Annotated in this window: 18 protein-coding genes; 11 read left to right on the top strand and 7 right to left on the bottom strand. The window is 69.8% G+C overall.

Features of this window, described 5'->3' with window-relative positions:
• Positions 1 to 3 precede the first annotated feature (3 nt).
• From MKK82_RS18935 to ruvA, 7 genes are all read right to left on the bottom strand, one after another.
• Complete coding sequence (locus tag MKK82_RS18935; protein ID WP_243986455.1) at positions 4 to 963, bottom strand: hypothetical protein; 960 nt, start codon at positions 961 to 963, stop codon at positions 4 to 6.
• Positions 964 to 1,067: 104 nt separating this feature from the next.
• Positions 1,068 to 1,724, bottom strand: coding sequence for an alpha-ketoglutarate-dependent dioxygenase AlkB (locus MKK82_RS18930; RefSeq protein ID WP_238286436.1), 657 nt, complete (start codon positions 1,722 to 1,724; stop codon positions 1,068 to 1,070).
• Positions 1,725 to 2,363, bottom strand: a complete 639-nt coding sequence (locus MKK82_RS18925; RefSeq protein WP_238286435.1) for a 2,3-bisphosphoglycerate-dependent phosphoglycerate mutase — start codon at positions 2,361 to 2,363, stop codon at positions 1,725 to 1,727.
• A gap of 15 nt (positions 2,364 to 2,378) precedes the next feature.
• The gene (gene dapB / locus MKK82_RS18920; protein ID WP_238286434.1) at positions 2,379 to 3,176 is read right to left on the bottom strand and encodes a 4-hydroxy-tetrahydrodipicolinate reductase; all 798 of its coding nucleotides are present in this window, start codon (positions 3,174 to 3,176) and stop codon (positions 2,379 to 2,381) included.
• A 116-nt stretch (positions 3,177 to 3,292) separates the two neighbouring features.
• Entirely contained in the window at positions 3,293 to 3,790 is a 498-nt protein-coding gene (gene bfr, locus MKK82_RS18915; protein WP_243986454.1) for a bacterioferritin, read from the bottom strand.
• Positions 3,791 to 3,834: 44 nt separating this feature from the next.
• Entirely contained in the window at positions 3,835 to 4,107 is a 273-nt protein-coding gene (locus MKK82_RS18910; protein WP_238286432.1) for a bacterioferritin-associated ferredoxin, read from the bottom strand.
• 192 nt (positions 4,108 to 4,299) lie between these two features.
• Positions 4,300 to 4,917, bottom strand: a complete 618-nt coding sequence (gene ruvA / locus MKK82_RS18905) for a Holliday junction branch migration protein RuvA (protein ID WP_238286430.1) — start codon at positions 4,915 to 4,917, stop codon at positions 4,300 to 4,302.
• Between the two features lie 136 nt (positions 4,918 to 5,053).
• On the opposite strand from ruvA, the gene MKK82_RS18900 reads away from it, so the two are divergent.
• The 11 genes from MKK82_RS18900 (at position 5,054) to rlmH (ending at position 13,236) form a co-directional block, all read left to right on the top strand.
• Positions 5,054 to 5,686 (top strand): YceI family protein, encoded by a 633-nt coding sequence (locus MKK82_RS18900; protein WP_238286429.1) that lies wholly within the window; start codon positions 5,054 to 5,056, stop codon positions 5,684 to 5,686.
• An 85-nt stretch (positions 5,687 to 5,771) separates the two neighbouring features.
• On the top strand, positions 5,772 to 6,137 hold the full coding sequence (locus MKK82_RS18895; protein WP_238286427.1) for a hypothetical protein: 366 nt from the start codon (positions 5,772 to 5,774) through the stop codon (positions 6,135 to 6,137).
• A gap of 176 nt (positions 6,138 to 6,313) precedes the next feature.
• Positions 6,314 to 6,628 carry a 50S ribosomal protein L21 gene (rplU, locus tag MKK82_RS18890; RefSeq protein ID WP_238286425.1) on the top strand — a complete coding sequence of 105 codons (315 nt, stop codon included), beginning with the start codon at positions 6,314 to 6,316 and terminating at the stop codon, positions 6,626 to 6,628.
• A gap of 87 nt (positions 6,629 to 6,715) precedes the next feature.
• Positions 6,716 to 6,982: a 50S ribosomal protein L27 gene (rpmA, locus tag MKK82_RS18885; RefSeq protein WP_238286424.1), complete on the top strand. Its 267-nt coding sequence runs from the start codon at positions 6,716 to 6,718 to the stop codon at positions 6,980 to 6,982.
• 185 nt (positions 6,983 to 7,167) lie between these two features.
• Positions 7,168 to 7,764 (top strand): GNAT family N-acetyltransferase, encoded by a 597-nt coding sequence (locus MKK82_RS18880; RefSeq protein WP_238286423.1) that lies wholly within the window; start codon positions 7,168 to 7,170, stop codon positions 7,762 to 7,764.
• An 89-nt stretch (positions 7,765 to 7,853) separates the two neighbouring features.
• Positions 7,854 to 8,882, top strand: a complete 1,029-nt coding sequence (gene obgE / locus MKK82_RS18875) for a GTPase ObgE (RefSeq protein ID WP_238286422.1) — start codon at positions 7,854 to 7,856, stop codon at positions 8,880 to 8,882.
• Positions 8,883 to 9,012: 130 nt separating this feature from the next.
• A complete protein-coding gene (gene proB, locus MKK82_RS18870; RefSeq protein WP_238286421.1) occupies positions 9,013 to 10,128 on the top strand; it encodes a glutamate 5-kinase in 1,116 nt (371 codons plus the stop codon).
• A 160-nt stretch (positions 10,129 to 10,288) separates the two neighbouring features.
• Positions 10,289 to 11,587 carry a glutamate-5-semialdehyde dehydrogenase gene (locus tag MKK82_RS18865; RefSeq protein WP_238286420.1) on the top strand — a complete coding sequence of 433 codons (1,299 nt, stop codon included), beginning with the start codon at positions 10,289 to 10,291 and terminating at the stop codon, positions 11,585 to 11,587.
• Positions 11,588 to 11,606: 19 nt separating this feature from the next.
• Positions 11,607 to 12,281: a nicotinate-nucleotide adenylyltransferase gene (locus MKK82_RS18860; RefSeq protein ID WP_283206427.1), complete on the top strand. Its 675-nt coding sequence runs from the start codon at positions 11,607 to 11,609 to the stop codon at positions 12,279 to 12,281.
• A gap of 44 nt (positions 12,282 to 12,325) precedes the next feature.
• Positions 12,326 to 12,727, top strand: a complete 402-nt coding sequence (gene rsfS, locus MKK82_RS18855; protein WP_373323296.1) for a ribosome silencing factor — start codon at positions 12,326 to 12,328, stop codon at positions 12,725 to 12,727.
• A 14-nt stretch (positions 12,728 to 12,741) separates the two neighbouring features.
• Positions 12,742 to 13,236 (top strand): 23S rRNA (pseudouridine(1915)-N(3))-methyltransferase RlmH, encoded by a 495-nt coding sequence (gene rlmH / locus MKK82_RS18850; protein ID WP_238286419.1) that lies wholly within the window; start codon positions 12,742 to 12,744, stop codon positions 13,234 to 13,236.
• Positions 13,237 to 13,393: the final 157 nt, after the last annotated feature.

Raw genomic sequence — 13,393 nt, 5'->3', positions numbered from 1 at the left:
GCGCTACTTCACCTGCACGCTGTCCACCACCTCACGGAACTTGGCGAGCACGCCGGTGCGCTGATCCTCGCGGACCACGCCGAGGGCGCGAAGATAGCCGTCGGGCGCGAACCGGATCGTCTGCGACACCACCACCGGTACGTTGGTTGGCTGGTCCACGGCGCGGGCCACGATCTCGTGCCAGTCCACCCCATTCGAGCGGTAGCTCTGCGACCGCTCGATGACGAAGTCCTTGAGGGTCTGGTTCGACGCCAGGGCGGCGCGGGCAAAAGCGTCCCTCTGCTCGGCGGTGGGCGGCTGCTGCACCGCCCGCGCCAGAACGAGGATCGGCTGCTCGAGGTTCTGCATCTGGTCCTTCGGACCCTGGGTGAGCAGGACCGAGTTGCCGGCCAGCACCCGCACCGGCCGGAAGCCCCCCAGGTCGGCGATGCGGAACGGCAGCGCGTCGACCTGCTGGGTCAGGCTCAGGGCCGGCCGCAGGGTGACGCCCGTCACCAGCTTGCGCATCGTCGCCTCGGTCTCGGCGTCGGGCAGCGCCTGGGCGATCACGAGACCGGTGACGCTCGGTGCGCCGACGACCAGGATCCACTTCCGGATCGCCGGTGCGGACGCGTTCGGATCGGCGGGCTGCTCGCCGGTGTAGAGCATGCCCTCGTTGTCGCCGACCTTGACCTCCTCGCGCTTCTCGACCGCGAAGCCCTGGCTCAGGAGGTTGGCGTCGGTGAAGCCGCTGACCAGTTCGGCGAAGGCGTTCGGCGGCAGTTCCACCACCGACAGCGTGGCGCCCCCCTCCTTGCGTTCGAAACCGGTGAAGCGCCGCGACAACGCCATGTCGGAAGGGGGTTCGAACCCGAAGCGGGAACCCGGCGGGAAGATCGGATCACCGGCTTGCGCCGGGCAGACCGCCAGGAAGGCGAGGACGAGTAACTGCCCGAGACGCAGCGACAGGGCACGCACCAGCATCGGACATCCATTCTCCACACGCGCCCGAGGGGCTTCGCCTCCGTGAGGGGTCGGACGCCTTGCAGCGGGTGTCAAGCCGCCAGAACATCGGTCGATCGCGCGATTCATCGGTCCGCGTCGCGCGGTGCGGGCGTGACCCGGCGCAAGGTGAGATTGCAGCGGCTCCCCGGCGGCAGGAAGCTCGGTGCGGCGGGCCCGCCGAAAAGGTCGTCGGCCGGGTAGAGGCGGTCGACGCCGTGATGGATCAGCCGCGAGGCACCGCCGATCACCAGGGCATCGCCATCCGACAGTCGCACCGACCGGGTCGGGTCGGTCCGCTTCAAGCCGCCATACCGGAACAGGGCGGACGCGCCGAGCGACAGCGACAGGACCGGCACCGTGAGATCGGCCTCGTCACGATCCTGGTGCAGCCCCATCCGTGATCCGGGTCCGTAGAGATTGATCAGGCAGGCTTCGGGACCGGCGGGATAAGCCACCAAGGCGTCCCAGGCCGCGAGGGCGGTCGGCGGCATTGCCGGCCAGGGACGACCGGTCTCGGGGTGCGCCGGCTGGTAGCGGTAGCCCCGGATATCCGACACCCAGCCGAGCGGGCCGGCATTCGACATCCGCACGGTGAACGGCCTGCCCGTGCGGGGCATCCGCGGTGTGACCCAGGGCGCGTCAGCGAGGATGGCCGCGGTTTCATCGGCGATCCGGGCGCGCGCTGCCGCGTCGAGATAGCCCGGATGATGGAACAGCCCGGGAGCGAGTTCCACCGCCACTCAGGGTGTCGCCCGTTCGTCGGGTACGAGCACGGTCCTGGAGGCGACCGTGGTATCGGCCTTGAGGCGATAGATCAGCGGGATACCGGTCTTGATCTCGAGCTCCGCAACGCGCTCGCCGCCCACGCCGTCGAGGACCATCGCCAGCGCGCGCAGCGAATTGCCGTGGGCGGCCACGAGGACCTGCGCGCCGGCCATAACCCGGGGCAGGATGGCGGCGATGTAGTAGGGCAGCACCCGCGCGGCAGTGTCCTTCAGGCTCTCACCTCCGGGCGGTCGTGCATCGTAGGACCGACGCCAGGCATGAACCTGCGCCTCCCCCCACCGGCTGCGGGCATCGTCCTTGTTGAGGCCCGCGAGGTCGCCGTAGTCGCGCTCGTTGAGGGCGCGATCGCGCAGGACGGGGAGATCGGACAGGCCCATCTCCGCGAGGATGAGGGCGCAGGTCTTCTGGGCCCGCACGAGCTCCGACGTGAACGCCGCGTCGAAGGCGTAGCCGTGCTGCTTCAGCCCACGACCGGCCGCCCGGGCCTCGGCGACGCCCCGCTCGGTGAGATCGGGATCCCGCCAGCCCGTGAACAGGTTCTTGCGGTTCCACTCGCTCTGGCCGTGCCGGACGAGAATCAGGATCCGTTCCATGGCCCCACGGCGCCGTCAGAAGCCGAGGACGTCGGTCATGGCGTAGAGCCCCGGCGGCTTCGGGTGGGCCCAGAGCGCCGCCTTGACGGCCCCCGAGGCGAACAGGCCGCGGTCGGCGGCGTGGTGGCTGATCGTCAGGCTCTCCCCGGTCCCGGCGAAGATCACGCTGTGGTCGCCGACGACGCTGCCGCCTCTGAGCGTCGCGAAGCCGATATCGCCGGGCTTGCGCGCGCCCGTGATCCCGTCCCGCGTCGAGACGCGGACCGCCTTCAGGTCCACGCTCCGGCCCTCCGCCGCGGCCTCGCCCAGCATCAGCGCCGTGCCCGACGGCGCGTCCACCTTCATGCGGTGGTGCATCTCGCAGATCTCGACGTCGAACTCGTCGCCGAGCGACTTGGCCACCCGTCGCACCAGCTCGGTCATCAGATTGATGCCGAGCGACATGTTGCCCGACTGCACGATGCGGGCGTGATAGGAGGCCGCCCTCAGCTTCGCGAGGTCCTCCTCGGACAGGCCGGTCGTGCCGACGACGTGGACGATGCGGGCCTGAGCGGCCAGTTCGGCGAAGGCCACGGTGGCGGCCGGCACGGTGAAGTCGAGGACCCCGTCGGCGGCCGCGAAGGCCGCGAGCGGATCGTCGGTGATCGGGACGTCGAGGGACGGCAGGCCGGCAAGCGTTCCCGCATCCTGGCCGAGGGCGGGCGAGCCCGCCCGTTCGATGGCAGCCGAGAGGGTGCAGCCTTCGGCCTGCGCCACCGCCCGCACCAGCATCCGCCCCATGCGCCCGTCGGCGCCGACCACCACGAGCCGCATCCTGGTTTCATCTCCGCTACGGGGCACGGGACGGCCGGACCACCCGGCGCCGCCCTCCCCGCCTTATCCCATCGGGCTCGCGCTCCGCCGCGGCGGAGACGCGAGCCCGGGCGACATCAGTCCTTCTCGGGCGCGATCGGCTCGAGCCCGCCGATGTGCCTCTGCGCGTAGAGCGGCAGGCCGATCTGCTTGATCAGCTCCTGCTGGGTCTCGAGGAAGTCGATATGGCCTTCCTCGTCCGTCGCCAGATCCTCGAACAGGATCTTGGAGACCCGATCGTTGATCGAATCACAGTACTTCGCGGCCTCGAGGTAGAGGCTGCGAGCCTCGTTCTCGGCCGCGAGATCGCACGCGATGATCTCCTCGACGTTCTGGCCGATCCGCAGCGGGTCGAGTTCCTGCAGGTTCGGGAACCCGTCGAGGAACAGGATCCGGTCGACGAACCGATCGGCGTGGTTCATCTCCTCGATCGATTCCTTGCGCCAGAACTTGGCGAGGTCGATGTAGCCCCAGTCATTGAGCATGCGGAAGTGTAGCCAGTACTGGCTGACGGCCGTCAACTCGCTGCGCAGACCGCGGTTTAGATACTCGATGACCTTTGTGTCGCCCTTCATGCCCCCGTACTCCTTACCGTTATCTCAGGCGGGGGGCAGAGGCACTAAGCTGCGACTCCCTCATCCGCAGTTTGGAATTTCACCAAACTACAGGCGTTCGCGCAAGCCGTCGTGCAGGCATGGCTGCCCTCAGGCGCCGCCACTTGGCCGAGGGCATTCTGCATGATGGAGCGGATTGTCCGCGCGCAACGCCCGCATTTCGGGCTGCAGCCGAGGCACGCGTAGACCTGCGCGGGGGTGCGTGGGCAGCCCGGGCCGGGCGCGAGGCAGCCGCGGACCGCGCCGTCCGATATGACATTGCAAGAACAGACGATCATGCGTGCCGCAAATCCCGTCAATCCACATCCCGACGCGGCCGTCGTGGACAGAGCCAAGCTTCCGGGCCAGATTAGAAGCGTTGAAAAGTAGCTGTCTTTTCAAGGCTTTACTGGCCGGCGGTCGACATGGCACCCACCGCCGCCCGGGTCAAGGGCGGGGTCTATTCCGGGCGGGGGCGGCCCGACGGCGCGTCAGCGGGCCAGCTCCCGCAGACCCAGGCGGATCAGCACCTTGGTCTCCGCCCCCTCCCCCGCTCCCTTCAGGGCGGCCGCGATCGCGGAAGCGGCCTGGACCTGCGGATAACCTAGATTGATGAGCGCCGAGACGGCGTCGGCCACGGGCTGAGGGGCGGCCCCCTCCTCGACGGCACCCGTCAGGGCGACCAGGGCCGCGTCCAGCGGCGCGAAGGCGGGCGCCTTGTCCTTCAGCTCGGCCGCAAGCCGGGCCGCCAGGCGCGGCCCGACGCCGGGCGCGCGGCTGATCGCGCCCTTGTCGCCGGTCGCGATGGCGCCGGCGAGGGCATCGGGTTCCAGGACGGACAGGATGGCGAGCGCCACGCGCGCGCCGACGCCCTGGACGGTCTGGAGCAGCCGGAACCATTCCCGTTCCGGGTCGGACCGGAACCCGTAGAGACGGATCATGTCCTCGCGGACATGGGTCTCGATCGAGAGCTCCGCGGGCTCGCCGACCTTCGGCATGCGCTGGAGGGTGCGCGCCGAGCAATGGACGATGTAGCCCACGCCGCCCACGTCGAGGATCACGAAATCCTCCCCGAAGGAATCCACCACGCCCTTGAGCTTGCCGATCATGTCACGCCTGCCCGCTGTCGAGGGATGCCTACAGAAGCGCGCCCGCCGCCGCCAGACGTGGTTGAGCGCGCAGGAACTTCATGGAATCAGGGGTCCCGCCGCGGTCAGGCTCGACCGCGCATCCGGGGGGACGAGCATGCGTGCGCCACTTCTAGCCGTATTAGGCCTGCTCTGCCTGGATGCGGCCCGGGCGGCGGACGATCCGGCCGGCACGCGCGTTCCGGTCGCACCGAGTGCCGATCCGACGCAGGTCCGGCCGGGCGCCTACGTGCTCGATCCCGATCACGGCAAGATCACGTGGTCGGTCTCCCATCTCGGCTACTCGACCTATTACGGCCAGCTCACCGGGCTGACCGGCACCCTCGTCCTCGATCCGAAGGCGCCGGAGAAGAGCCGGCTCGATGTGAGCGTACCGCTCGGCGGCGTCATCACCGGGAGTGCGCGGCTCAACGAGCACCTCGCGGCGCCGGACTTCTTCGACACGGCCAAGTTCCCGAACGCGACCTTCACGGCCACCGCGGTGGAGCCCACAAGCCCGACGACTGCGCGGATCACCGGCGACCTGAACCTGCGCGGCGCCGTCCGGCCGCTCGCCATCGACGCCACCTTCAACCAAGCGGGCATCCACCCGGTGGACCAGCGCTACACCGTGGGCTTCGACGGTCGCGCCGTCATCAAGCGGTCGGAATTCGGCATCAACGCCTATCTGCCGCACCTCGGCGACGAGGTGACGCTGCGCATCGAGGGCGAGTTCAAGGCCGCTCCGTAGCGGCGTCACGAAGGTCGTCGGCCGAAACGCGACCGCGCGCGGTCGTCACGCCACCAGGGAGATTCGAGCAGTGCGGAGCACGCGCGTGGTCAGCGTCAGTCTGCTGTTGTCCTTCACCGGTCCGGCCGGTGCGCAGGTCCCCGCGCCGGCCAGCCCGGCATCGCCGCTGGACAATTATGCCGAGGCGGCCTCCACCACGATCATCGCCGAGCAGGCCTGCCCGGGCGTGCAGGTAAGGGCGGGCCAGCTCACCACGCTCCGCCTCGCCGCGCGCGTCAATGCCGGCCAGGAGGTCGTGCTGGAGGAGAAGCTGCGGAGCCGGGCCGTCCAGGTGCGCCAGCAACTGGCGGCCGTCGGCCGGGAGGCGTGGTGCGCCGGTGCTTTGGCGGCGTTCGGTCCGCAGGGCACTGTCGTCAAGGGTATCCTGGCGACCGGCGCGCCGATCCGCTGAGCCGCCGCGGATTGACACGGCGCGACCGCGCCCGTAGTGACCGGGCACGGCGCGCGGCCTCTGACGGAGGTCCGCGCGTTTCGCGTTGTCCGGGCTCAAGCCCGCGCAATGACTTCAAACAAGAAGCCGGTCCAGGGGCTGCCGCCCCGGAGGCCGTTCGAGAGCACGAGAGAACGATGTTCGCAGTCATCAAGACGGGCGGTAAGCAGTACCGCGTCGCCGCCAACGACACCATCACCATCGCGACGCTCGCGGGCGAGGCCGGCGAGGCCGTGACCTTCGGCGAGGTCCTCCTGTTCGCCGACGGCGCCGGCGCCACGCAGGTGGGCGCCCCGACCCTGTCGGGCATCAGCGTCACCGGCGAGATCGTGCGCCATGGTCGCGACAAGAAGGTCATCGCCTTCAAGAAGCGCCGCCGGCAGAACTCGCGCCGCAAGCGCGGCCACCGGCAGGACCACACGGTCGTGCGTATCACCGGCATCTCGGCCTGACGCACGGCTCAAGGCTGGGCGCGTAGTGGTCCCTCAGGACCCGATCCGCGACCGCATCGAAGCAGATCAGAATTCGGAGCTCTTCCCATGGCACACAAGAAAGCAGGCGGTTCGTCCCGCAACGGCCGCGACTCGGCCGGCCGTCGTCTCGGCGTCAAGAAGTTCGGCTCGGAGGCCGTGATCCCGGGCAACATCATCGTGCGCCAGCGCGGCACGAAATGGCATCCCGGCACCAATGTCGGCATGGGCAAGGACCACACGCTGTTCGCGCTGGTACCGGGTCATGTCCGCTTCGAGACGCGCCGCGGGCGCGAGTTCGTAGCCGTTACCCCGCTGGCCGAGGCCGCGGAATAAGAGGCGGGCGCCCCAAGCGGCGAAGCTGGCGTCCCGCCCGGTGTCCCACACCGGTCCGGAGACGTCATTGCCGAGCCCCTGAAGGCCGGATCGGACGGAACACCGGGGAGGATGGGGCGCCATCCTCCCCTTCGTCGTCTTGAGGCGTTGCCCCGGAGCCGGGTGCATCGCCCGGTGAGGGCACGATGTTCCCCGATCTGACCCGCGATGATGTCTTCCGGATCGAGACGCGCCGGCTGTGGCTGCGCTGGCCCACCGCCCGGGACCGGGACGCGATCCTGAAGCTGGCCGGTGACCCCGCAGTTGCCGCGATGTTGGCGCGGGTGCCGAATCCGTTGCCGGCCCAGGTGGTGGACGCCTTCGTTCTTCAGGCCCGATCCGACAACACCGCCGGGACCGGACTGACACTGGCGCTGGCGCCGCGCGCGGCACCAGCCAGCCTGATCGGCATCGTCAGCATCGAAGGATCGGCCGGCGCGGAACCGGAACTCGGCTACTGGCTGGGACGGTCCCACTGGGGCACCGGCCTCATGCGCGAAGCGGTCTCGGCCCTGTGTCAGGCCTATTTCGCGTATGCGGGCGGGGCGGAGCTGACCGCCTCGGCGCGCTCCGCCAACCCGGCGTCCCGGCGAGTCCTGGAGGCCTGCGGCTTCGTTCACACCGGCACCGGGATGCGGCCGTTCCCGGCGCGCGGCGAGGATCTGCCCGTCGATCTCTTCCGTCTCGATCGGCGCCGGTGGCAGACTCTGGGAACGGAGCCGGCACTGACCGAAGCCGCCTGAGGCGACTTCGCGGCCCCGGCAGTTGCCGGCCGTCGCCGACTGAAGGATGGTGCGGGTCGCGGATCCGCGCCCGATTAGGGATTCGAGCCGTGAAGTTCCTCGACGAAGCCAAGGTGTATGTCCGCTCCGGTGACGGCGGTCCCGGCTGTGTCTCGTTCCGGCGGGAGAAGTTCATCGAGTTCGGAGGTCCGAACGGCGGGGACGGCGGCCGCGGCGGCGACGTCTGGGTGGAGTGCGTCGAGGGTCTCAACACCCTGATCGACTACCGCTACCAGCAGCATTTCAAGGCCAAGAAGGGCGAGCACGGCATGGGCTCGAACTGCCACGGCGCCAACGGCTCCGACACGGTCCTGAAAGTACCGGCCGGCACGCAGATTTTCGCCGAGGACGGCGAGACCCTGCTCGCCGATCTGACCGAGGTCGGCCAGAGGATCCGCCTCGCCAAGGGCGGCAACGGTGGGTTCGGCAACGCCTACTTCACGACCTCCACGAACCGCGCCCCGAAACACGCCAATCCCGGCCTGGAAGGCCAGGAAATGTGGATCTGGCTGCGGCTCAAGCTGATCGCCGATGCCGGCCTCGTCGGACTGCCGAACGCCGGCAAGTCGACCTTTCTGGCGAGCGTCACGGCGGCCAAGCCGAAGATCGCCGATTACCCGTTCACGACTTTGCATCCCGGGCTCGGCGTGGTGCGGTCGGATGGGCGCGAGTTCGTGCTCGCCGACATCCCCGGCCTGATCGAGGGCGCGCACGAGGGTGTCGGTCTCGGCGATCGGTTCCTCGCCCACGTGGAGCGCTGCCGGGTGCTGCTGCACCTCGTCGACGGCACGAGCGAGCATGCCGGCAAGACCTACAAGCTGGTACGCGGCGAGATCGAGGCCTACGGGAACGGCCTGGCGGAGAAGCCCGAGGTCGTTGCACTCTCCAAGGCCGATGCCCTCGATGCCGACACCTTGAAGAGCCAGGTCGCCAAGCTGAAGCGGGCCGCCGGCCGCGCGCCTCTGGTCCTGTCGTCGGCGAGCCGGAAGGGCGTGCCCGAGGCGCTGCGGGCGCTCCAAGCCGAGATCGACGCCAGCGCCGCGGCCGAGGCGCAGCCCGTTGCGGCGTGGCAGCCGTGATCCGATGAGAGCACCGCGCAAGATCTGAGTCCGGCGTCGACGGACCTGCGACCCGGGTCTGCCGCGGGGCGCTTGTCCGACGGCGCGCTGTTCTCCCGATCGTCCTGGCTCCGGTACCCTGCGAAGCATCATGATCCCGGTTCTCGAAGATTTCCGTCGCGTCGTCATCAAAGTCGGATCGGCCCTCCTGGTCGACCGGGCCGCCGGACGCCTGCGGCACGCCTGGCTCGCGGCTTTGGCCGAGGACATCGCCGAGCTGCACGCGCGTGGCGTCGACGTTCTGGTCGTCTCCTCGGGCAGCATCGCGCTGGGACGGACCGTGCTGGGGCTGCCCCCCGGCCCCCTGCGGCTGGAGGAGAGCCAGGGGGCCGCCTCGGTGGGGCAGATCACCCTGGCGCGTCACTGGGCCGAGGCCCTCGGTCATCACGGCATCGTGGCCGGTCAGATCCTGGTGACGCCGCAGGACACCGAGGAGCGCCGTCGCTACCTCAATGCCCGGGCGACGGTGCTGAAGCTCCTGGAGATGCGCGCGGTCCCCGTGGTCAACGAGAACGACACGGTGGCGACCTCCGAGATCCGGTACGGCGACAACGACCGGCTCGCCGCCCGGGTCGCCACCATGATCGACGCCGACGTGCTGGTCCTCTTCTCCGACATCGACGGCCTCTACACCGCACCGCCCTCGAGCGATCCGCATGCGAAGCATCTGCCGGTGATCGAGCGCATCACGCCCGAGATCGAGGCCATGGCCGGCGGGCCGGCCTCGGAACTGTCGCGGGGCGGCATGCGCACGAAGGTCGAAGCGGCCAAGATCGCGGTCTCGGGCGGCACGCATCTGGTGATCGCCGACGGGCGCGGTAAGAACCCGCTCCGCGCCGTGCGGGACGGGGCCCGCTGCACGTGGTTCCTCTCCGGCTCCACGCCGACTGCGGCCCGTAAGACCTGGATCGCCGGCTCTCTCGAGCCGCGCGGCATTCTCACCATCGACACCGGCGCCGTGAAGGCCTTGCGGGGCGGCGCGAGCCTGCTGCCGGTGGGCGTGCGGGCGATCGAGGGCAGCTTCTCCCGCGGCGACGCGGTGGTGATCCGCGACGGGGAAGGCCGGGTGCTCGGTCGCGGCCTCGTCGCCTACGACAATGCGGAGGCCGCTCTGATCATCGGACATCCGAGTGCGCGGATCCCGGAGCTGCTCAATTATCCTGGTCGTGCCTGGATGGTGCATCGCGATGATTTGGCATTGTTCTAGGGTTCTTGTCAGATTTTGAATTAATCACAATCTTGCGGTCACTGACTATTGTGACTTCTAGAGCTCGGACACCCTTGTGTCCGCGGCGCGCGATATGCAAATACGGCCTCACCCTTTGTCGAGCCCCCCTGAAGGCGGCCGAGCAACCGAGGACGCCAGCGTGCCCGTCCTGAATCTGAGATCGGACTTCGCCGAGGCCGAGGCCCTCCCAGAGCAGATGGCCGCCATCGGCCGCCGCGCGCGCGCCGCCGCGCGCCTGATGGCGCTGGCCTCCGCCCGGACCAAGGACGTCGCCCTGAAGGCGATTGCCGAGCGCCTGCGGGCCAGCCGCGACGAGATCCTCGCCGAGAATGCCCGCGACGTGGCGGCCGCCCGGAGCGCCGGCCAGACCGCCGCGCTGATCGACCGGCTGACTCTGGATCCCGGTCGGCTGGGGGCTATGGCGGACGCCGTCGAGAAGGTCGGATCGCTGGCGGACCCGGTTGGGCGCCAGCTCGCCGCGATCGAGCGCCCCAACGGTCTGCTGATCGAGCGCGTCGCGGTACCGCTCGGCGTGATCGGCGTGATCTTCGAGAGCCGTCCGAACGTCACGGCGGATGCCGGCGCCCTCTGCCTCAAGGCCGGGAACGCCGCCATCCTGCGGGCGGGATCGGACAGTCACCGCACCGCCATGGCCATCGCCCGGTCCATGAGCCGCGGCCTCGCAGATGCCGGCTTGCCGGAGAACGCGATCCAGCTCGTGCCGACCCGCGACCGGGCCGCCGTGGGCCTGATGCTGGCCGGCCTCGACGGCTGCGTCGACGTGATCGTGCCGCGCGGCGGGCGCGGGCTCGTCACGCGCGTCCAAGCGGAGGCTCGGGTTCCCGTCTTCGCCCATCTCGACGGCATCAACCACGTCTACGTCGCCGCCGGGGCCGATCCCGAGATGGCGCGCAGGGTGCTGCTCAACAGCAAGATGCGGCGGACCAGCGTCTGCGGCGCCGCGGAGACGCTGCTGGTGGACCGAGCCTGCGCGGCGACGCAGCTCGCGCCGCTGGTGCGGTCGCTCCTCGACGCCGGCTGCGCCGTCCGCGGGGATGCCGAGACCTGCGCGGTCGATCCCAGGGTCACGGCGGCCTCGGAAGAGGATTGGCACACCGAATATCTCGACGCGATCATCGCGGTTCGGGTGGTGGAGGGGATCGATGCCGCGATCGAGCACATCGAGACGTACGGCTCACATCACACCGACGCGATCATCACCGAAGACGACGCGGAGGCGGCGCGGTTCCTAGCGGAGGTCGATTCGGCAATCGTGACCCACAACGCCTCCACGCAGTTCGCCGATGGCGGCGAGTTCGGCTTCGGCGCCGAGATCGGCATCGCCACCGGGCGCATGCACGCACGCGGGCCGGTCGGGGTCGAGCAGCTGACCACATTCAAATATCGCGTCCACGGCAGCGGCCAGACCCGCCCGTGACGCCGATTCAGGACCCGGCGTGCGGCTGACCCTGCCGCCGAGCGCCCCCGGCATGCGGATCGGCCTCTACGGTGGATCCTTCAATCCCGCCCATCTCGGCCACAGGCACGTCACCGTCATGGCGCTGCGCCGGCTCGGGCTGGACCGGGTCTGGTGGCTGGTCAGTCCCGGAAACCCGCTGAAGAACCGGAACGCGCTTCCTCCCGTGGTGACCAGGTGCGCGCAGGCGCAGCGGGTCGCCCGGCACCCGCGCATAGCGGTGACCGGCATCGAGGCGGCGCTCGACGTGCGCTTCACGGTGCAGACGCTCCGGTTTCTCGTCCACCGCCGGCCCGGGGTGCACTTCGTGTGGATCATGGGCGCCGATTCGCTCGGTACGTTCCACCGCTGGAAGGGCTTCGCCGAGATCGCCCGCCTCGTGCCGATCGCCGTCATCGACCGGCCCGGCTTCACCATGACGCCGTTGAGCGCGCGGGCGGCGCGCCGCTTGGCGAAAGCGCGGCTGCGCGAGACGGCCGCGCCCACGCTTGCGCTGCGCGAACCGCCCGCCTGGGTGTTCCTGCACGGGCCCCGCTCGACCCTGTCGTCGACGGCGATTCGCGAGGGCCTCCAGGGACGCACTGCGCATTCGGGGACGCCACGGTTGCAATCGGCGCCCGATGCCGCCAATTTCACAGGATCCCGCGAGGCGTGACTTTGCCCGCGGCACCACGAGGAACCAGGACTCTGCCCGAGACCATCCGCACGGAGACGATCCGCACCCCCGTTCAGGCTCCGGGTGAGCCAGGCCAAGCGCGCTCGGACGACCTGAAGGCCCTCGCCCTCGGATGTCTCGACGAGATGAAGGCCGAGGAGACGATCGCCATCGATCTCGCCGGGAAGACCTCTCTCGCCGACACGATGATCATCACATCGGGGCGGTCGCAGCGCCATGTCGGCTCCATCGCCGACAAGGTCATCCAGGAGATGAAGAACCGCGGCTTTGGCAACGCCCGCGTCGAGGGCCTGCCGGCCTGCGACTGGGTGCTGATCGACGCCGGCGACGTGCTCGTGCACATCTTCCGCCCCGAGGTGCGCGGCTTCTACAACCTCGAGAAGATGTGGGGCGCCGATCGGCCGATCGGACTCGCGGCCGGCTAGAACGGACTGCACGGTTGCGCCTCATCCTGGCGGCGGTCGGGCGGCTCAAGGCCGGCCCTGAGCGCGAACTCGCCTCACGCTACCGCGAGCGGGCGGCGCAGCTCGGACGCGGCTTGGGTTTCCCAGCCTGCGACAGCATCGAGATACCCGAATCCCGGGCCCGGCGTGCCGGCGACCGCTGCGCCGAGGAGGCGGCGGCGCTCCTCACCCACCTGCCGTCCGGCGGGGCGCTGCTGGCCTACGACGAGCGCGGGCGCTCCGATCTCGCAAGCGAAGCGCTGGCGGAGCGCGTGGCCGCGTGGCGCGACGTCGCGCGACCGGCCCTCGTGGTGGCGATCGGCGGACCGGATGGTCTGGACGCCTCAATTCGGACGAAGGCGGAGTTGATCCTGTCCTTTGGGGCCGCCACCCTGCCCCACGGACTCGTGCGCGTGCTTGCCCTCGAACAGATCTATCGCAGCCTGACGCTCCTGGCCGGCCATCCGTATCACCGCGGCGAGGCGGGCTGACCGGCCGTGACGATACTGGGGATCGCGGAGAGGCTTGCCGCTGCATCGGAGAAGGTTTCCGCCGAGGTCGAGCGGCGGGCGGAAGCCACGGGGGTCGGCACGGCTCCGAGGCTCCTGACCGGTGAAATCTCCCGTCGCCGTCCTTATCCCGGCATAC

It is taken from the genome of Methylobacterium sp. E-046, from assembly GCF_022829625.1.
Classification (GTDB): Bacteria; Pseudomonadota; Alphaproteobacteria; order Rhizobiales; family Beijerinckiaceae; genus Methylobacterium; species Methylobacterium longum.
Note: the sequence above shows the minus strand (reverse complement) of the source record. Positions and strands in the feature narration are given on the sequence as shown.

Bases quoted from the DNA above. Each gene is read 5' to 3' on its own strand.
- MKK82_RS18935 (WP_243986455.1), bottom strand. From the start codon at position 963: ATGCTGGTGCGTGCCCTGTCGCTGCGTCTCGGGCAGTTACTCGTCCTC.
- MKK82_RS18925 (WP_238286435.1), bottom strand. From the start codon at position 2,363: ATGGAACGGATCCTGATTCTCGTCCGGCACGGCCAGAGCGAGTGGAAC.
- dapB (WP_238286434.1), bottom strand. From the start codon at position 3,176: ATGCGGCTCGTGGTGGTCGGCGCCGACGGGCGCATGGGGCGGATGCTG.
- bfr (WP_243986454.1), bottom strand. From the start codon at position 3,790: ATGAAGGGCGACACAAAGGTCATCGAGTATCTAAACCGCGGTCTGCGC.
- MKK82_RS18910 (WP_238286432.1), bottom strand. From the start codon at position 4,107: ATGATCGTCTGTTCTTGCAATGTCATATCGGACGGCGCGGTCCGCGGC.
- ruvA (WP_238286430.1), bottom strand. From the start codon at position 4,917: ATGATCGGCAAGCTCAAGGGCGTGGTGGATTCCTTCGGGGAGGATTTC.
- MKK82_RS18900 (WP_238286429.1), top strand. From the start codon at position 5,054: ATGCGTGCGCCACTTCTAGCCGTATTAGGCCTGCTCTGCCTGGATGCG.
- rplU (WP_238286425.1), top strand. From the start codon at position 6,314: ATGTTCGCAGTCATCAAGACGGGCGGTAAGCAGTACCGCGTCGCCGCC.
- rpmA (WP_238286424.1), top strand. From the start codon at position 6,716: ATGGCACACAAGAAAGCAGGCGGTTCGTCCCGCAACGGCCGCGACTCG.
- MKK82_RS18880 (WP_238286423.1), top strand. From the start codon at position 7,168: ATGTTCCCCGATCTGACCCGCGATGATGTCTTCCGGATCGAGACGCGC.
- proB (WP_238286421.1), top strand. From the start codon at position 9,013: ATGATCCCGGTTCTCGAAGATTTCCGTCGCGTCGTCATCAAAGTCGGA.